Here is a 17,813-nt window from a genome sequence, read left to right on the forward strand (position 1 = left end):
GGGGGCCGGATCGGGGATGAGCCGGGGATCCGGGTTCCCCGTGCCGATGTCGCGGAGCACGGTGTCGGGGGCGTATCCCTCCTGTGCGACCGCCTCGAGACCTGCGACGACCGTGCCGGCCCGGCCGCGGGAGATCACGAGTCCCGCCTGTGCGAGCTGACGATATGCGGCGACCGCCGTGTTCCGGTTGACTCCGAGCGTCGCCGCGAGCTCTCTGACCGGGGGAAGCAGGCTTCCGGCCCGGAGGATTCCGCGGTCGCGCAGGGCGCGCACGCTGTCGGCGATGTCCGATGCGGTGGTGCCTGTGATCTGGTCGCTCATGGTCCTCCTCAGCGATTCTAGGTCGAATCGGACAGTGCTATGTTCGATCTAGATCAAACCCGACTTCGGTGCATCCGACAGGAGTTCCCCATGGCAGAGCAGACAACCACCGGATCCGCGCGTGTCAAGCGCGGCCTCGCCGAGATGCTCAAGGGCGGCGTCATCATGGACGTCGTCACCGCAGAGCAGGCGAAGATCGCCGAAGACGCCGGCGCCGTCGCGGTCATGGCACTCGAACGAGTGCCGGCCGACATCCGCGCGCAGGGCGGTGTGTCGCGCATGAGCGACCCCGACATGATCGACAGCATCATCGATGCGGTGTCGATCCCCGTGATGGCCAAGGCCCGCATCGGGCACTTCGTCGAGGCGCAGGTGCTGCAGGAGCTCGGCGTCGACTACATCGACGAGTCCGAGGTGCTCTCGCCGGCCGACTACGTGAACCACATCGACAAGTACGGCTTCACTGTGCCGTTCGTGTGCGGCGCGACCAACCTCGGCGAAGCGCTCCGTCGTATCAATGAGGGCGCGGCGATGATCCGCTCGAAGGGCGAGGCCGGTACCGGTGACGTCTCCGAGGCGATGAAGCACATCCGCAGGATCCGCGGCGAGATCGCCGCCCTCACCGCGCTGCCCAAGGACGAGCTGTTCGTCGCGGCCAAGGAGCTGCAGGCGCCGTACGAGCTCGTGTCCGAGATCGCCGAGACCGGCAAGCTCCCGGTCGTGCTGTTCGTGGCCGGTGGCGTCGCCACCCCCGCGGATGCCGCGATGATGATGCAGCTCGGCGCCGACGGGGTGTTCGTGGGCTCCGGGATCTTCAAGTCGGGCAACCCCGCCGAGCGCGCGAAGGCGATCGTCAAGGCGACCACGTTCTTCGATGACGCCAAGGTCATCGCCGAGGTGTCGCGCGGACTCGGTGAGGCGATGGTCGGCATCAACGTGAGCGACCTTCCCGCACCGCACCGTCTCGCCGAGCGTGGCTGGTAGCACCCGCGTCGGAGTCCTCGCGCTGCAGGGCGACGTGCGTGAGCACGCCGCCCTGCTCATGCAGCTGGGAGCCGACGTGGTGCTGGTGCGCCGCCGGGAGGAACTCGCCGCCGTGGATGGCCTCGTGATCCCCGGCGGCGAGTCGAGCGTGATCGACAAACTGTCCCGCATCTTCGACATGCAGGCGCCGATCCGCGACGCGATCGCCGCCGGCATGCCCGTCTACGGGACCTGTGCCGGGCTGATCCTCCTCGCCGACACCGTGCGCGATGGGATCGACGGCCAGGAGTCCTTCGGCGGCATGGACATCGAGGTGCGGCGTAACGCCTTCGGGCGTCAGACCGAGTCGTTCGAGACGGAGATCGATGTCCCCGCCCTGGGCGACCGGCCGGTGCGGGCGACCTTCATCCGGGCTCCGATCGTGGAACGTGCCGGAGCGGATGTCGAGGTGCTCGCTGCGCTGGCCGACGGCGCGATCGTCGCCGTCGAACAGGGGAATCTCCTCGGAACGAGTTTCCATCCCGAGGTCGACGGCGAGACGCGCTTCCATGAGCGCTTCCTCGCGAAAGCCCGCGACTTCGCCGAAGCCCGTACCCGGTAGCGCCCCCGGGTACCTCGTCGCTGCGGATGCGCGGGGTCCGGATCATTCGACGACGAGCGTGCGCGGGATCTCCGTTCGCAGCGCGGCAGCCGTCGGCATCACCGTGGCTGCCAGAAGCAGGACGAGCCCTCCGCCGGCGATGATGCCGAGCGCGGGGAAGGCGACTGAGGGGCCAGGCAGGGCGAGCGCATCGGCGATCACGACACCCCCGATGATCGTGGCGGCGGATCCGAGGACGACCGCGGTGACGGTGTAGGTCATCGCCTCCCAGATCGACGTGAGCACGATCGTCCGCGGCGTGGAGCCGACAGCCTGGATCAACGCGAACTCGCGTTCGCGGGCATGGCCGGACATGAAGACGGTCGCCGCCGAGGCGACGCCGGAAAGCAGGAGGGGGCCGCCCAACAGGATCACGCCCCCTTCGGGCGCAAGGTCGAAGCCGGCATCCATCCCGGTGCGGATGGTCTGGGCCGCCGCTGTCGTCGCGCCGGTCGTGTACAGACCCCCGGTGAGGGCGATGGCGACCATGAGGGGACTGATCGCGGCGCTGGAACGGCTGAGTCGGTAGCGCGCGGAGTTGCGAGCGAGGAACCAGGTCGCCGAGGCTCGCGCAGGGACCAGCGCGGTCCACCCGCGAAGCACCAGGGGGAACACGAACGGTCCTGTCGCAGCGAGGACGGCCGCGATCAGCGGTGTGAGGAGCACGGCCTGACCCGAGAAGGCGGACATCGACGCGGAACCGTCGAGGTTGAGCACGAGGGCGATGACGCCGCTGAGGGCGGCCACTCCGAGCAGCACTCGGAACCAGCCGACCCGCGCCTGCGACGGCTCCGGGTCACGCAGCGCCTCGATCGGCGGTGTGCGACCGGCACGTCGCGCACTGCGGAGTCCTCCGAAGAGCACCGTCAGCGTGATCGCCGCAGTGACGGCGAGCGCGCTCCCGATACCGAGATGCAGACTGATGCCCTGCATCTCCGACCACTCGCGGAACACCCAGGTGAACAGCGGAGGGAAGAGAGGAATCGCGAGGAGCGAGCCGATCAGCCCTCCGAGGACGCCGATGATCCCGAGCTGCGCGAGGACGACCAGGGAGACGAGACCGGGGCGCACCCCGACGAGCTGCCAGAGGGCGTAGCCGCGCACCTGCAGGGAGATCGTGAGGGTCGCGGTGGAACTGAGCACGATGAGCGCGGTGACGGCTGTGAACATGATGACGGCGGAGCTGGTGCTGGAGAGGCCTTCGTTCACGGCGCCGCCGTGGAAAGCGCCCGTCTCGAGGAGACCGGCTGCGATCGCACCGACGAAACCCGTGGCGATCGTGACGGCCGCGACGCCGAGCCAGATGCGCGCGTGGGCGACCAGGTCCGAGACGATGAGGCGGATCACGCGGTGGCCCTCGCGACGGTGATCGCCTCGAGCACCTGCTCCGGCGTCGCTCGCCGCAGTTCGTCGTGGATCGCTCCGTCGCGCAGGACGAGCACCCGATCGGCGAGGGCGGCGGCCTCGAGATCATGCGTGACCATGACCACGGATCTTCCCTCGCCGGTAGACGCGCGCAGGAGGCGGAGGATGTCCGCGCCGGTGGCGGAGTCGAGCGACCCTGTGGGTTCATCCGCGAAGACGATGTCGGGTCGAAGTGCGAGCACCCTGGCGATCGCCACCCGCTGCTGCTGACCCCCCGACAGCTGCCCTGGGCGATGGCGTTCCCGGTCGGAGAGTCCGACTTCGAGCAGGGCGCGGTCGACGTTCTTCCTGTCCACACGCTGCCGTGCGAGACGCGCGGGCAGCGCGATGTTCTCGCGAGCGGTCAGCGACGGGATCAGGTTGAAGGATTGGAAGACGAAGCCGATGTGCCGGCGACGGAGGGATGCGAGGGCTCCCCGCCGAAGCGCCGCGAGCTCGTGCCCTGCGAGGCGGACACTGCCGGAGTCGTACGACTCGAGCCCGGACAGGCAGTAGAGGAGTGTGGACTTGCCGGAGCCGCTCGGCCCGACGATGCTGACCATCTCACCGCGGTGCACCGTGAGGGTTATCCCACGGAGCACGGATACCGGTGGCTCCTTCCGGCCGGTTCCGGGAAAGGTCTTGTGCAGGTTCACGGTCTGGATCAGTGGCTCGCTCACCTCTCCATTCGACGCGATGCACGCGATGTCGGCGAGGGAGGGGAGGCGAGTCTCCTGGTAGAGCTGGGTCTACTCTTCGTCGGAATGCTCGAGGGGGCGAGACGCGGTTCCGTAGGGTGGAGGCATGACAGCGGTGACCGTGTGGCACGCCATGATGCGTGCGCCATGGCGGTTCCTGTTCGGACGGTGGCCATGGCGCGTGCTCGGCTATCTGCTGGTGAGCGCCGTCGTGGGCGTCGTGCTCGCACCGCTCACGATCCTCACCCTGCTGCTCCTGCCCCTGTGGGGGATCGCGATCGGCGCGCTCGAACGCCGACGCACCCGGCTCCTCGGCTTTCCCGCGCAGGAATCCGGACACGTCCCCCTCCGCCCCGAGCAGGGTCACATCTGGCTGGCCGTCCGCATGAACGAGGGGGCGACGTGGCGGGAGACGGCGGCGCTGCTGCTCGACCTGGTCGTCGGGTGGATCGCCGTCGCCGTCCTCTTCTTCGAAGGGCTCGGTCTGATCCTTCTCGTGTACGTCGGAGTCGCGGGCGCACGAGGCCCGACACGCCTCAACCTCTTCGCGGATGTGTGGGTCGTCGTGACGCCGCACACCTGGTGGCCGGTCATCCCGATCGGGTTCATCGCGGTCGGGCTGTTCGCCTATGTCAACGCCGCTCTCGCGGCGGGCCAGGCTTCTCTGCTGCGCGTGCTGTGCGGTCCGCGCCACCGGGAACTCGCTCGCAACGTGCAGAGGCTCATCCAGTCGCGCGTCACTCTCGTCGAGGCGTTCGAGACCGAACGGCGCCGCATCGAACGAGACCTGCACGACGGCGTACAGCAGGAGCTGGTGACTCTCGCGGCACGACTCGGGATGGTGAGTCTCGAACTCGAGGACCTCGCCGCACGGGGTGCGGACACCGCCCCCGCACGCGGCGCGCTCGACGCGGCGCAGACTCAGGCCGAGCACGCGATGGCCACGCTGCGCGACACCGTGCGCGGCATCCACCCCGCGGTCCTGACCGACCATGGACTCCGCGCGGCGCTCGACGAGTTGGCCGACCGGACGCCGGTCGCGCTCCGCCTGGAGGTGGCCGAAGTCGGTAGGCTCCCCGCTTCGGTGGAGACCGCCGCCTACTATCTCGTGACCGAGGCGATCAGCAATGCCGCCAAGCACACGACCGCCACCCGCGTGACGGTCCGCGCGAGCATCGACCGCGAGACGCTCTCGGTGGTGGTCGTCGACGACGGACACGGCGGTGCGGATGTGCGTGCGGGTACCGGTCTGCGGGGACTGCAGGAGCGCGCCGAGAGTCTCGGCGGCAGGTTCACGGTGGTGAGCCCGGTCGGCGGACCCACGGCTCTCCATCTGGCCGTGCCGCTGCGGGAAGGAACCGTGCCACATGCGCCTGCTGCTCGCTGAAGACTCCGCCCTGCTGCGCGAGGCGCTGACCGCACTCCTCGAGCGCCTCGGTCATACCCTCGTCGGCACCGCGCAATCTGCTCCTGAACTCCTCGGCATGTTCCGCCGTCTCCAGGAGGTCGACGACCCGCCCGACCTGGTGATCACGGACGTGCGCATGCCACCCGACAACAGCGACGACGGTCTCCGCGTCGCTCTCGAGATCAGGGCGCTGCGGTCGACCCAACCGGTCATGGTGCTCTCGCAGTACATCGCCGACACCTACGCCCGAGAACTGCTGACGCTGCCCGATGGCGGGGTCGGCTATCTCCTGAAGGATCGTGTCAGCCGCATCCGCGACTTCGCCGCCGCCCTCGAGACGGTCGCGGCCGGTGGCACGGTCATCGACCCCGACGTGGTGCAGCATCTCCTCAACGGGACGCGACCGGGGCCACTGGACACACTCACCGCACGGGAACGTGAAGTGCTCGGCCTCATGGCGGACGGCCAATCGAACTCCGACATCGCCGTTTCCCTCACCCTGACCGATGCGGCCGTGAGCAAACACATCGGCAACATCTTCACCAAGCTCGGCCTCGGCCCCGTGGAGGAGAACCGGAGGGTCAGGGCCGTGCTGACCTACCTGGACGCCGCCCGGTCCTGATCCTGCGACAGCAGCCCCGCGAGCCAACGCAGTGCGGGAATCGCCTGCGCGCGCTGGAAGGCACGCAGTCCGGGCAGCTGCGGGATCTCCGGTTGTCCCTGCCAGTACCAGAGGAACGATGCGAACCCGGAGATCACGGGGAGGAGTTCCGCCTGAGGCGGCGCGTCGTGCTCCTCGAAGACAGCCCAGGCCTCTTCGCAGGACGGCCCGCCGGCCGCCTCGATGCTCGGCAGCAGACAGGGCAGGTCGATCCACGCGGCGCCCCTGCGCGCATGCGGCCAATCCAGCAGATGCGCTCGTCCATCGTCGATGAGGATGTTGTCGGCGCGGACGTCGTCATGCACGAGCACATCCCCGCTGACCGCGTCGCGGAAGTCCCGCTCGATGATCATCAGGTCCGGCATCCGATCCCGCAGCGCTTCCGGCAGCCCGGAGAGCAGACGCTCATCCGTGGAGATCTCCGCCCACCTCGTGAAGCCGGGGACCATGCCGTCCGCAGCGCTGACCAGTCCCGGTGGCGCGGTCGTCGTCGACAGGATCCGGAGGGTCTCCGCGATCGCGTGCAGATCTTCCAGCGACCAGGGATCTCCCGGATGATGCCCGTCTATCGGCTCGAGCAGGAGTGCCGCTCCGGCCGCCTCGTCGACCGCGCTGATCACGGTGGGGGCGAGAGGAGGCGGCAGCATGGCGAGGACCTGCATCTCCGCGCGCAGGAAGTGCAGGGAATCCTCATGCCAATCGCGCGCGCATGCCTTCACGAACGCGGAGCCCTTGGAGGTGGTGACGACACCGGCGTAGGACGCGCTGAATCCGCTCTGCGCAGGTGTGTCTGCGAGGAAGCGTCCTCCGATCGCATCGATGATGCGCCTGCGAAGAAGCAGGGGGAGTGCAGACCAATCGGGCCGAAGGCGATCCGCGCCGGCATTCATCGTGTCGTTCCCTTCACTCGCAGCGTCGCGATAGTCCAGGGGCGTGGGTCCTTCGACGCTAGCAGCAGCCCGCCTCCGAGCCGAAGATCGCCGTCAGTTCGCAGGTGGCACAGCCGTGACGAGCCCGCGGATGGCGCGAACAGTGCGATCCACATCCCCGGGTGTCGTCGCCCACGAGGACATCGAGCAGCGCAGTGCGGCCCGGCCGCGCCATTCCGCGCCCGTCACGACCGCCGTCCCCTCCGCCAGGATCGCCGCACCGAGTGCTCGGGTGTCGTCGTCCGTGCCGAGGCGGAACATGACCTGGGTGTAGTCGACGTCGTTCACCATCTCCACCCCGCCTATCGATGCGAGGCCTTCGGCCATCGACACGGCGTTCGCATGCAGGCGGTCCATCAGGCGTGCGACGCCGGACCGGCCCAGGCTGCGCAGGGCGGCCCAGGCGGGAACACCGCGGGCGCGACGCGAGAGCTCGGGCGTGACATCCCACGGGTCGAGACCCGAATAGATCAGATAGTCGCCCCCGGTGCGGAACGCAGCGATGGAGTCGGCAGGATCCCGCACGATCGCCATGCCGCAGTCGTACGGCACGTTCAGGGTCTTGTGCGCATCGGTCGCCCAGGAGTCCGCCTCATCGATCCCGTCGGTCAGGTGTCTCAGTGCGGGGGAGGCCGCCGCCCACAGGCCGAACGCCCCGTCGACGTGCACCCAGGCGTCGTGACGCCGGGCGATGCGGACCAGTGGACCGAAGTCGTCGAATGCGCCGGTGTGCACCTCTCCGGCTTGCAGGCACACGATGAGGGGCCCCTCCCCGCCGGTGAGGGCGCGTTCGAGCGCATCCGCGCGCATCCGCCCCTGGTCGTCGGAGTCCACGACGGTGAGCTCGATCCTCCCGATGCCGAGGAAGCGCGCCGCTCGGTCGACGGAGCCGTGCCGGTCCGCGCCGACGACGAACCGGAGCGGTGGCGCTCCGCGGACGCCGAGCTCGGCGATGTCCCACCCGACGCGGGCGAGCACCGCGTGACGAGCGGTGGCGAGGCAGGTGAAGTTGGCGAGCTGACCGCCGGTGACGAAGCCGACGCTGGCCGTCGCGGGGAGTCCGAGCAGATCGAGCATCCACTGCCCCGCGACGCGCTCCATGGCAACGGTCGCGGGAGTGAGCAACGACGAGCCCGAGTTCTGGTCCCAGGCCGAGACGAGCCAGTCGGCTGCCAGGGCGGCCGGATGGGTCCCGCCGATGACGAAGCCGAAGAACCGCCCGCCGGGGATCGCGACCAGTCCGGGGTCGGCACGTTCTGCGATCTCCTCGATCACGGTCGCCGGGTCGATACCGTCTTCCGCGAGCGGACCGCCGAACGCGTGCATCATCTCCTGCAGGTCCGCGCGCGGCCACACCGGTCGTTCTTCGAGAGTCTCCAGGAACTCCGTCGCACGGCGGTGAGCGGCGTCGAGAGCCCGCTCTCGATCGTCCATGCGCGAAAGTCTCCCACCGCGACACCGGGCGGACAAGGCGGTTCCCGCTCGGGCCGGTCACGTGTTTCGATAGAATGGACGACGCCCTGGACACGCCTCCGGGGCGGATACGACGAGCGGAGACTTATGTCCGGGCATTCCAAGTGGGCGACCACGAAGCACAAGAAGGCCATCATCGACTCCAGGCGCGCGAAGTCCTGGGCCAAGCTCATCAAGAACATCGAGGTCGCGGCGAAGCTCGGCGGACCCGACCTGGCGGGCAACCCGACCCTCTTCGACGCCGTGCAGAAGGCCAAGAAGACCTCGGTGCCGAAGGACAACATCGACCGTGCGGTGAAGCGCGGTGCGGGTATCGGCGGCGAGGCCGTCGAGTACCTCTCGATCATGTACGAGGGCTACGGACCCAACGGTGTCGCCCTCATGATCGAGTGTCTGACCGACAACAAGAACCGGGCGGCCGCCGAGGTGCGCACGGCTCTGAGCCGCAACGGCGGCACCCTGGCCGATCCGGGCAGCGTGGCGTACAACTTCAGCCGCAAGGGCGTCATCGTCGTCGGTTCCGAGGGGACCACCGAGGATGACGTCATGATGGCGGCGCTCGAGGCCGGCGCCGAGGAGATCGAACCGCACGCCGAGGGCTTCGAGATCATCACAGAGGCGACCGACCTGGTGGCGGTGCGCAGTGCGCTCCAGGAAGCGGGGATCGACTACGAATCGGCCGACGTCGAGTTCGTCCCGAACCTCAAGGTGGAGATCGACGCCGACACCGCGCGCAAGATCTTCCGTCTGATCGATGCCCTGGAAGACAGCGAAGACGTGCAGAACGTGTTCACCAACTTCGACCTGACCCCCGAGGTGCAGGCAGAGTTGGAGAACGACGAGGCGTAGGCGCGCCGGACGGCCCGTGTCGGTTCCGCCACCTAGCCTGGGGGAGTGACCTCCTCTCTGCGCGTGCTCGGCATCGACCCCGGGCTCACCCGCTGCGGTGTCGGTGTCGTCGACGTCGACGGATCGCGCCGCGGATCGCTCGTGCACGTCGGGGTGATCCGATCATCGCCGGATGCGGAGATCGGTGAGCGCCTCGCGATCGTCGCCGCCGGGATCCGCGCCGTGATCGCCGAGCATCGTCCGGATGCGGTGGCCGTCGAGCGGGTGTTCGCGCAGCAGAACACGCACTCCGTCATGGGTACGGCGCAGGCCAGCGGAGTGGCGCTGCTGATCGCGTCGGAGTCCGGACTGCCCGCCGCCACGCACACCCCGAGCGAGGTCAAGGCCGCTGTCACGGGATACGGTGCGGCGGACAAGCGGCAGGTGCAGACGATGATCGCTCGTATCCTGCGCCTGGATGCACTGCCCCAGCCCGCGGATGCGGCCGATGCCCTGGCGATCGCGCTGTGCCACGCCTGGCGCCGCGGTGGGGCATCCTCTCCCGGACAGGGCGCGCTGACCCCCGCGCAGCGGGCGTGGGCCGATGCCGAGAAGCGTGTCGGTCGAACATACCTACGAGCGACGCCGTAGGCTGAGGGGATGATCTCCTCTCTGCACGGTGTCGTCCTGCATGCGACATCCGATCAGGTCGTCATCGACGTGGGCGGGGTCGGATTCGCCGTCGCCGTCCCCGCGGACGTCGCGCACACGGCCACCGTGGGGGAGCGGCTCTTGTTGCACACGAGTCTGATCGTCCGGGAGGACTCGCTGTCGCTGTTCGGCTTCGCCGATCGCGGTGAGTTGGAGATCTTCGGTCTGCTGATCAGCGTGACCGGCGTCGGCCCGAAGTCGGCACTGGGGGTGCTCTCGCATCTCACGGGCGATCAGATCGCCGAAGCCGTCACGGCAGAAGATGATGCCCCGTTCCGGCGGGTCTCCGGCATCGGCCCCAAGACCGCGAAGCTCATCGTGCTGCAGCTCGCCGGCAAGGTCCAGGCATTCGCCGCGCCGTCGAAACCGGCCGCAGCAGGGGGGACCGACATCGTGGCGCAGGTGGCCGCCGCGCTGGTCGGCCTCGGCTGGTCGGAGAAGGTCGCCGCCGAGGCCGCCGCCCAGACCGCAGCGGAGGCCACCGAGGCCGAGAGCGCGTCGGTCGCCTCGCTCCTGCGTCGTACCCTCGCCCTCCTCGGGCCGGCCCAGGGAGGCCAGGCGCGTGTCTGATCCTCTCGACGCCAACGAGCCGTCCGACGAGACCGAGCTCGCGATCGAGGGCGCACTGCGCCCGACCAGTCTGGGGGAGTTCGTCGGACAGCAGAAGGTCCGAGGCCAGCTGCAGCTGCTCCTCGAGGCCGCCCGCATCCAGAGCCGTCCCGCAGACCACATCCTGCTGGCGGGGCCTCCGGGGCTCGGCAAGACGACACTCGCGATGATCGTGGCGCACGAGAGCGAGCGTCCGCTGCGGCTCTCGAGCGGCCCGGCGATCCAGCACGCCGGTGACCTCGCAGCTCTGCTGTCGAGTCTGGTTCCCGGCGAAGTGCTGTTCATCGACGAGATCCACCGCATGGCGCGCTCCGCAGAGGAGATGCTCTACCTCGCGATGGAGGACTACCGCATCGACATCATGGTCGGCAAGGGCGCCGGCGCCACGAGCATCCCGCTCGAACTCTCGCCGTTCACGCTGGTCGGTGCGACGACCCGCTCCGGTCTGCTGCCGAATCCGTTGCGTGATCGCTTCGGCTTCACCGGACACCTGGAGTTCTATGAGGAGTCGGAGCTGGAGCAGGTGATCGCGCGATCGGCAGCGGTCCTCGGTGTCGATCTGCCGACCGACTCGCTCTCCGAGATCGCCCGCCGTTCGCGGGGCACACCGCGTATCGCCAACCGCCTGCTCCGCCGGGTGCGCGACTACGCCCTGGTGCACACCGGGGGAGTGGCGACCATCCGTGAGGTACGTGCGGCGCTGGAGTTGTACGACGTCGATCCGATCGGCCTCGACCGGCTCGACCGTGCCGTCCTCGAAGCCCTCGTCCGTCGCTTCCGCGGGGGTCCGGTCGGGCTCAGCACGCTCGCCGTGGCCGTCGGCGAGGAGGCGGAGACCGTGGAGAGCGTGGTGGAGCCGTACCTCGTGCGCATCGGCTTCCTCGGACGCACTCCCCGTGGTCGTGTGGCGATGCCGGAGGCGTACACGCATCTGGGCGTGGCGCATCCGGACGGGATGCTTAAGTTGGATGACCTATAATCACTGAAGACTTCCCGGTTACCTTCGCGCGCCCAAAGGCTGGAGCGTGCACCTGAGAAAGGCGCTTCCCCCATGCCCATGGAATTCCTGCTCTTCGGCCTTCTTGCCGTCCTCCTCGTCTTCATGATCTTCAACACGCGCAAGCGCACGAAGCAGATGAAGGCAGACCAGGAGGAGAAGGCGACCAAGACCGTTCCCGGTGCGAAGGTGCTCCTGCAGGGTGGCATCTACGGGACGATCGTCGCGTACGACCCGGATGACCTCGACACGCCGGCGCTCGTCGAGATCGCTCCCGGCACCATCATCGACGTCCACAGCCAGGCCATCCTGCGCGTCGTCGAGCCCAAGGACGCCGTCGTCGACGTGCCGGCCGACGAGGTCGTCGAGGAGCAGGTCGCCGACGAGTCGATCGCTCCGGCCGTCGAGACCCCCGAGGAGACCCGCGCCCGTCTCGAGCGCGACGCCGACGACAAGTAAGTCCGAGGCCGACGCGGCCCCTCGGATCTCCGTTCTTCCAGAAAGCTGAACACACGTGGCTTCATCCTCTCCCGTCCGTCACGCCTGGCGGGTCCTTCTCGGCCTGCTCCTCGTGACAGGCGTACTCTTCGGCATCAACGCGCTGGGCGTGTACGTCTTCAAGGACAGCAACGGGGAGGCTGCGAGCTCGTGGTCACCCGAGCTGGCGCTCGACCTGCAGGGCGGTACGCAGATCGTCCTGAGTGCGGAGACCGAGGATGGCGCTGCCCCCTCGTCCGAGCAGCTCGATCAGGCCGCGGCGATCATCCGCCAGCGCGTGGACGCCTCGGGCGTCGCGGAAGCGGACATCACCACGGAGGGCGGCCAGAACATCGTCGTCCAGATCCCCGGTGAGGCGGACGCGCAGACGCGAGAGCGGATCCAGTCGAGCGCTCAGCTCGAGTTCCGTCCCGTGCTGTACACGACGGCCGCGACCAACGAGTTCGTCGGCGAGGACGGGAACTCCACGCCGTTCCCGAGTCCGGACCCGGGCCTGAACTCGACGCCGACGGCGACGCCGACCGACGCGAGCGACCTCTCCTGGGTCACGGACAAGCTCGGCGCGGAGTTCCAGGCATATGACTGTGCGAACCCCGACAACGAAGCGGCGAAGGCTCCGAAGGACCAGCCGCTCATCGCCTGCTCGGCCGACGGGAGCGCGAAGTACATCCTCGGTCCGGCAGAGCTCGACGGCACGGCCATCACGGATGCCTCGGCCGGTCGCGACCCGAAGACGGGCGCCTGGCTCGTGCAGCTCACCATGAACGCCGATGGCGCAGACGCGTTCGGCAAGGTCAGCACGCGTCTGAACCAGAACCGCATCGACGGTCTCTCGCCGCGTGATCAGTTCGCCTTCGTCCTCGACGGCAACGTCATCAGCGCCCCGAAGATGAACGGGCAGATCCTCGACGGCCGCCCGAGCATCTCGGGCAGTTTCACGCAGGAGACCGCGACGACGCTCGCCGATCAGCTGAAGTTCGGTGCACTCCCGCTCAGCTTCACGGTCCAGAGCTCCGACACCATCTCGGCGACCCTCGGCACCCAGCAGCTGCAGATCGGTCTGATCGCCGGACTCATCGGTCTCGCGCTCGTGGCGATCTACTCACTGATCGTCTATCGAGCGCTCGGATCCGTGATCATCGCATCGATCGCGGTGATGGCGATCCTGACCTACATCATCATCTGCATCCTGGCCTGGCGCATCGGTTTCCGCCTCTCGCTCGCCGGTGTCGCGGGTCTGATCGTCTCCATCGGCTTCACCGCCGACTCGTTCATCGTCTACTTCGAACGAATACGAGACGAGCTCCGCGACGGCAAGTCGATCACCGCGGCGGTGGAAGACGGGTGGGGCCGCGCGAAGCGCACGATCTACATCTCGAAGTCGATCAACATCCTGGCCGCGCTGGTGCTCTACATCCTGGCCGACGCCACGGTGAAGGGCTTCGCGTTCACCCTCGGTCTCACGACACTCATCGACGTGTTCATCTTCGTGATCTTCACGCATCCGGTGATGCAGCTGCTCGCACGGACACGGTTCTTCGGCGGCGGTCACAAGCTCTCCGGTCTCGATCCCGAGGCCCTCGGCGCCGTGTATCGCAGCAGGTCGCAGTACCGGGAAGTGGCCACGGCGTCGGCAGGGCGAGGCGCGAAGGTCGCCCGCTCCCGCGGCGAGGCCGATCGTCGACAGACCATCGCCGAACGCAAGCGCGCCGAGGCCCTCGCGGGCGATAAACCCACCAACGCCGGAAGTGAGGGAGACGCCTGATGCCTTCCATGAATGAGTTCGGCAACAACCTCTACTCGGGGAAGACCTCCTTCCCGTTCGTCGGCAAGCGTCGCCTCTGGTTCATCATCGCGATCGCGCTCGTCGTCGGCTCCGCCCTCGTCCCGCTCATCCGTCCGATCCAGTTCTCGATCGAGTTCACGGGTGGGTCGCAGTTCACCGTGCAGGCGCCGGACAGCGTCGAGCAGGACACCGCGACAACGGCCGTGCAGTCCGTCGTCCCCGGAGCTGCGACCAAGGTGGTCGTCGTCAACGGCACGGACATCCGCGTCCAGACCGACCAGATGAGCGCTGCGGAGACCCAGGAGGTCGGCGAGGCGCTCGCGACGGCCTACGGCGTGGAGCCGTCCGCCGTCACCTCGTCGTTCATCGGCCCGGCCTGGGGGGAGAACGTCACGAAGCAGTCGCTGTGGGGTCTGGCGATCTTCCTGGCGCTGACCTTCCTGATCCTGGCGATCTACTTCCGTACGTGGAAGATGTCGGCCGCTGCCATCATCGGTCTGCTCGACGTGCTCGTGATCACGGTCGGCGTCTACGCCCTGGCCGGCTTCGAGATCTCGCCGGCGGCGGTGATCGGCTTCCTGACGATCCTCGCGTACTCGCTGTACGACACCACGGTCGTGTTCGACAAGATCCGTGAGAACACCACGGAGGACGGGGAGAAGTCCGCCCGCTTGTTCGGGGAATCGGTGAATCTCGCCGTGAACCAGACCCTCGTGCGTTCCATCAACACGTCCGTCGTCGCGGCGCTGCCGGTCGGCGCGGTCCTCTTCATCGGCGCCTTCTGGCTCGGTGCGGAGTCGCTCACCGACATCTCGCTGTCGATCTTCGTCGGCATCCTGGTGGCGACCTACTCGACGCTCTTCGTGGCTGCCCCGCTCTACTCGCTGTTCCGCGAGAACGAGCCGCAGCTCAAGGCTCGCGACGCCCGCATCCGCGAGGCTCGCAGCAAGGCGTCCGTCGAGGTCTGATCGGTCTCCTCAGCGGGAGCTGCTCCCGCACAGCACGCGTAGGATGAACTGATCGGGAGGTGAGTTGATGGCGGAACCGCAGACGTCATCGCAGGGCTCGAGTCTGCGACGACTGGTTCCCCGCATCTTCTCCCGCGCCTCCAGGATCAACGACCTCGACAACCTGATCCGGACGGTGCGCGCGAACCACCCCAAGGGTGACTTCTCCGTCATCGAGCGGGCCTACGCGGTCGCCAAGGAGAAGCACGAGGGGCAGAAGCGTCAGAGCGGTGAGCCCTACATCACGCACCCGCTCGCGGTCGCGCAGATCCTCGCCGAGCTCGGGCTCGGGCCGCGCGCGATCGCGGCCGCTCTGCTGCACGACACGGTCGAGGACACCGGCTACGCGCTGACCGACCTCACGGCCGAGTTCGGCGACGAGGTCGCGATGCTGGTCGACGGTGTGACCAAGCTCGACAAGGTCAAGTACGGCGAGAGCGCGCAGGCCGAGACGGTTCGCAAGATGATCGTCGCGATGTCGAAGGACATCCGAGTACTGCTCATCAAACTCGCCGACCGCCTGCACAACGCCCGCACCTGGGGCTTCGTACCTCCGGAGAAAGCTGCCAAGAAGGCCAAGGAGACCCTGGAGATCTATGCGCCGCTGGCGAATCGCCTCGGTATCCAGGCCATCAAGTCGGAGCTCGAAGATCTCTCCTTCGCGGTGCTGCATCCCAAGATCTACAACGAGATCCACAGCCTCATCGCGCAGCGCACCCCGCAGCGTGAGAAGTATCTGAATCAGGTCGTCGAGGAGATCGACGAAGATCTCCGTGATCTCCGCATCCGCGGCAAGGTCGTCGGCCGACCGAAGCAGCTCTACTCGGTGTACCAGAAGATGGTCATCAGGGGTCGCGAGTTCGATGACATCTACGATCTGATCGGCATCCGCGTCCTCGTCGCCTCCGTGCGCGACTGCTATGCCGTCCTCGGTGCGATCCACGCACGGTGGACCCCGCTGCCCGGCCGGTTCAAGGACTACATCGCCACGCCCAAGTTCAACCTCTACCAGTCACTGCACACCACGGTGATCGGCCCCGCGGGCCGGACGGTCGAGATCCAGATCCGCACCCACGAGATGCACCAGCAGGCCGAGTACGGCGTCGCGGCGCACTGGATGTACAAGGAGCGGATGAACGGTGGGGGGAAGACCGAGGTCCGCGCCTCCGACACCGACATGGCGTGGCTCGCGCACATCTCCGATTGGCAGGCCGAGACCGCCGATCCCGGCGAGTTCCTCGAGTCGCTCCGGTTCGAGATCGGCGCGAAGGAGGTCTACGTCTTCACCCCGAAGGGGCGCGTGATCGGACTCCCCTCCGGCGCGACCCCGGTCGACTTCGCCTACGCCGTGCACACCGAGATCGGCCACCGCACGATGGGCGCCAAGGTCAACGGGCGACTGGTGCCGCTGGAGTCGGAGCTCAAGAGCGGTGACGTCGTCGAGGTGTTCACCTCGAAGAACCCCGATGCCGGCCCCAGCCAGGACTGGCTCGGCTTCGTCGCGAGCACGCGCGCCCGCAACAAGATCCGCGGATGGTTCACGAAGGAGCGCCGCGAGGAGGCCATCGAGCAGGGCAAGGAGGCCATCGCCCGTGCGATGCGTCGACAGAACCTGCCGCTGCAGCGTCTGATGAGCCATGACTCGTTCACGGAAGTGGCACGGGGCATGCACTACGAAGACGTCTCCGCGCTCTACGCTGCCGTCGGCGAGGGGCATGTCTCGACGCAGTCGGTGCTGGAGAAGGTCACGGCCCTGGTCGCGGCGAACGATCCGACGACGGGTGCGATCGATCTCCCCGGCAGCGTTCCGAGCCGCGAACCGCGATCCGGAGACTCGGGGGTGCTCGTACGCGGCGCCAACGACATCCTGGTCAAGCTCGCGAAGTGCTGCACGCCTGTCCCCGGAGATCAGATCGTCGGGTTCGTCACCCGAGGCAGCGGTGTCTCCGTCCACCGCGCGGACTGCGTGAACGTGAAGGCGCTGGGTGCCGAGCAGGACCGATTCGTCGAGGTGTCATGGGCGCCGACCACGAAGAGCGTGTTCCGCGTGCAGATCCAGGTCGAGGCGCTCGACCGCTCCGGACTGCTCTCCGACGTCACGCGGGTGCTGAGCGAACACCACGTCAACATCCTCTCGGCCACGGTCACGACGACCGACGAGCGGCTGGCTCTCAGCCGGTTCGTGTTCGAGATGGGCGACGCCGTGCACCTGGATCGCGTGCTCAACGCGGTGCGCAGGATCGATGCGGTCTACGACGTCTACCGGGTCACCTCTTCCTGAGGGCGAGCCGCTCCAGCACGGCCGTTCCGGCACGACTCCCCGGGACACGACTCATGCCGCGCAAGGTTTCTCCCGCGGCCTCCGGGGCGTCGGGGAAGACCTCGGCCAGACGGTCCATCCACGTCAGCACACGCGGATCACGATGCACCGCCGTCGCAAGATCGAGCATCGTCCGCACCGGGGTCGAGACCGGGATCCCACCGATCAGCAGGACGTCGGATGGCGGAACCACCGTGTCGTGGAAGACGAGCCGTGCGCTGGTGACGGCTCTGATGCGTCGCTCGACGCAGCGCTTCAGATGGTGCACGCCGGGTGGAGAATCACCGGCACCATGGATCCAGGCGGCGGTCGGACCCGAAGCCGCGGTGCCCGGCTGCACGAGCGACGCGATCGCACTCGCCCTGACATCCGGGCCCTCGAAGAGGTCCGCGGGAACGTAGGCATCGCCCACTTCGACCACATGTCCGTCGATCCTCGCGGCGCTCAGCTCCGACAGACTCAGCCGTTCACCGGGCACATACAGAAAAGCGGGGTGCATCACGCCAGTCTGGCGCAGCGCACCCCGCGTCTTCCGTGGT

At 68.0% G+C, this 17,813-nt stretch carries 18 protein-coding genes; 12 read left to right on the forward strand and 6 right to left on the reverse strand.

Going from position 1 to position 17,813, the window contains the following annotated elements:
• Positions 1-321, reverse strand: a 321-nt coding sequence (locus CQ042_RS13210) for a GntR family transcriptional regulator (protein ID WP_146115397.1), incomplete at its 3' end; no start/stop codon positions are given.
• Between the two features lie 90 nt (positions 322-411).
• Here CQ042_RS13210 and pdxS point away from each other — a divergent pair.
• A complete protein-coding gene (gene pdxS, locus CQ042_RS13215) occupies positions 412-1,305 on the forward strand; it encodes a pyridoxal 5'-phosphate synthase lyase subunit PdxS (protein WP_105670922.1) in 894 nt (297 codons plus the stop codon).
• Positions 1,295-1,906: a pyridoxal 5'-phosphate synthase glutaminase subunit PdxT gene (gene pdxT / locus CQ042_RS13220; RefSeq protein WP_105670923.1), complete on the forward strand. Its 612-nt coding sequence runs from the start codon at positions 1,295-1,297 to the stop codon at positions 1,904-1,906. Before pdxS ends, pdxT begins: the two co-directional genes overlap by 11 nt.
• Positions 1,907-1,948: 42 nt before the next feature.
• Here pdxT and CQ042_RS13225 read toward each other — a convergent pair whose 3' ends face one another.
• Together CQ042_RS13225 and CQ042_RS13230 are read right to left on the reverse strand one after the other, a co-directional pair.
• Entirely contained in the window at positions 1,949-3,292 is a 1,344-nt protein-coding gene (locus CQ042_RS13225; protein WP_105670924.1) for an FtsX-like permease family protein, read from the reverse strand.
• Entirely contained in the window at positions 3,289-4,029 is a 741-nt protein-coding gene (locus tag CQ042_RS13230; RefSeq protein WP_105670925.1) for an ABC transporter ATP-binding protein, read from the reverse strand. The genes CQ042_RS13225 and CQ042_RS13230 overlap by 4 nt, the downstream gene beginning before the upstream one ends.
• Positions 4,030-4,153: 124 nt before the next feature.
• Between CQ042_RS13230 and CQ042_RS13235 the strand changes: the two genes are divergently transcribed.
• Both CQ042_RS13235 and CQ042_RS13240 read left to right on the forward strand, forming a co-directional pair.
• Positions 4,154-5,434 carry a histidine kinase gene (locus tag CQ042_RS13235; protein ID WP_105670926.1) on the forward strand — a complete coding sequence of 427 codons (1,281 nt, stop codon included), beginning with the start codon at positions 4,154-4,156 and terminating at the stop codon, positions 5,432-5,434.
• Positions 5,415-6,077, forward strand: coding sequence for a response regulator transcription factor (locus tag CQ042_RS13240; protein ID WP_105670927.1), 663 nt, complete (start codon positions 5,415-5,417; stop codon positions 6,075-6,077). Before CQ042_RS13235 ends, CQ042_RS13240 begins: the two co-directional genes overlap by 20 nt.
• Here the strand turns inward: CQ042_RS13240 and CQ042_RS13245 are convergent.
• Together CQ042_RS13245 and CQ042_RS13250 are read right to left on the reverse strand one after the other, a co-directional pair.
• On the reverse strand, positions 6,053-7,006 hold the full coding sequence (locus CQ042_RS13245; RefSeq protein ID WP_105670928.1) for an aminoglycoside phosphotransferase family protein: 954 nt from the start codon (positions 7,004-7,006) through the stop codon (positions 6,053-6,055). The genes CQ042_RS13240 and CQ042_RS13245 overlap by 25 nt on opposite strands.
• A 93-nt stretch (positions 7,007-7,099) precedes the next feature.
• Positions 7,100-8,479, reverse strand: coding sequence for an aminotransferase class V-fold PLP-dependent enzyme (locus tag CQ042_RS13250; RefSeq protein ID WP_105670929.1), 1,380 nt, complete (start codon positions 8,477-8,479; stop codon positions 7,100-7,102).
• 126 nt (positions 8,480-8,605) lie between these two features.
• Between CQ042_RS13250 and CQ042_RS13255 the strand changes: the two genes are divergently transcribed.
• The 8 genes from CQ042_RS13255 to CQ042_RS13290 all read left to right on the forward strand — a co-directional run bounded on the left by CQ042_RS13255 (position 8,606) and on the right by CQ042_RS13290 (position 17,235).
• Entirely contained in the window at positions 8,606-9,367 is a 762-nt protein-coding gene (locus tag CQ042_RS13255; RefSeq protein ID WP_105670930.1) for a YebC/PmpR family DNA-binding transcriptional regulator, read from the forward strand.
• A 45-nt stretch (positions 9,368-9,412) separates the two neighbouring features.
• Complete coding sequence (gene ruvC / locus CQ042_RS13260; protein WP_105670931.1) at positions 9,413-9,997, forward strand: crossover junction endodeoxyribonuclease RuvC; 585 nt, start codon at positions 9,413-9,415, stop codon at positions 9,995-9,997.
• Positions 9,998-10,006: 9 nt separating this feature from the next.
• The gene (ruvA, locus tag CQ042_RS13265; protein ID WP_105670932.1) at positions 10,007-10,627 is read left to right on the forward strand and encodes a Holliday junction branch migration protein RuvA; all 621 of its coding nucleotides are present in this window, start codon (positions 10,007-10,009) and stop codon (positions 10,625-10,627) included.
• The gene (gene ruvB / locus CQ042_RS13270) at positions 10,620-11,645 is read left to right on the forward strand and encodes a Holliday junction branch migration DNA helicase RuvB (RefSeq protein ID WP_105670933.1); all 1,026 of its coding nucleotides are present in this window, start codon (positions 10,620-10,622) and stop codon (positions 11,643-11,645) included. The genes ruvA and ruvB overlap by 8 nt, the downstream gene beginning before the upstream one ends.
• A 72-nt stretch (positions 11,646-11,717) precedes the next feature.
• A complete protein-coding gene (gene yajC, locus CQ042_RS13275; RefSeq protein ID WP_374954471.1) occupies positions 11,718-12,122 on the forward strand; it encodes a preprotein translocase subunit YajC in 405 nt (134 codons plus the stop codon).
• A 55-nt stretch (positions 12,123-12,177) separates the two neighbouring features.
• Positions 12,178-13,926: a protein translocase subunit SecD gene (gene secD, locus CQ042_RS13280; RefSeq protein WP_105670935.1), complete on the forward strand. Its 1,749-nt coding sequence runs from the start codon at positions 12,178-12,180 to the stop codon at positions 13,924-13,926.
• Positions 13,926-14,915, forward strand: coding sequence for a protein translocase subunit SecF (gene secF, locus CQ042_RS13285; protein ID WP_105670936.1), 990 nt, complete (start codon positions 13,926-13,928; stop codon positions 14,913-14,915). Before secD ends, secF begins: the two co-directional genes overlap by 1 nt.
• Positions 14,916-14,982: 67 nt before the next feature.
• The gene (locus tag CQ042_RS13290; protein WP_105670937.1) at positions 14,983-17,235 is read left to right on the forward strand and encodes a bifunctional (p)ppGpp synthetase/guanosine-3',5'-bis(diphosphate) 3'-pyrophosphohydrolase; all 2,253 of its coding nucleotides are present in this window, start codon (positions 14,983-14,985) and stop codon (positions 17,233-17,235) included.
• Here the strand turns inward: CQ042_RS13290 and CQ042_RS13295 are convergent.
• The gene (locus CQ042_RS13295) at positions 17,222-17,773 is read right to left on the reverse strand and encodes a type IV toxin-antitoxin system AbiEi family antitoxin (protein ID WP_105670938.1); all 552 of its coding nucleotides are present in this window, start codon (positions 17,771-17,773) and stop codon (positions 17,222-17,224) included. The genes CQ042_RS13290 and CQ042_RS13295 overlap by 14 nt on opposite strands.
• Positions 17,774-17,813 lie beyond the last annotated feature (40 nt).

The sequence above is a fragment of the Microbacterium sp. MYb62 genome (genome assembly GCF_002979475.1).
Lineage (GTDB): Bacteria > Actinomycetota > Actinomycetes > Actinomycetales > Microbacteriaceae > Microbacterium.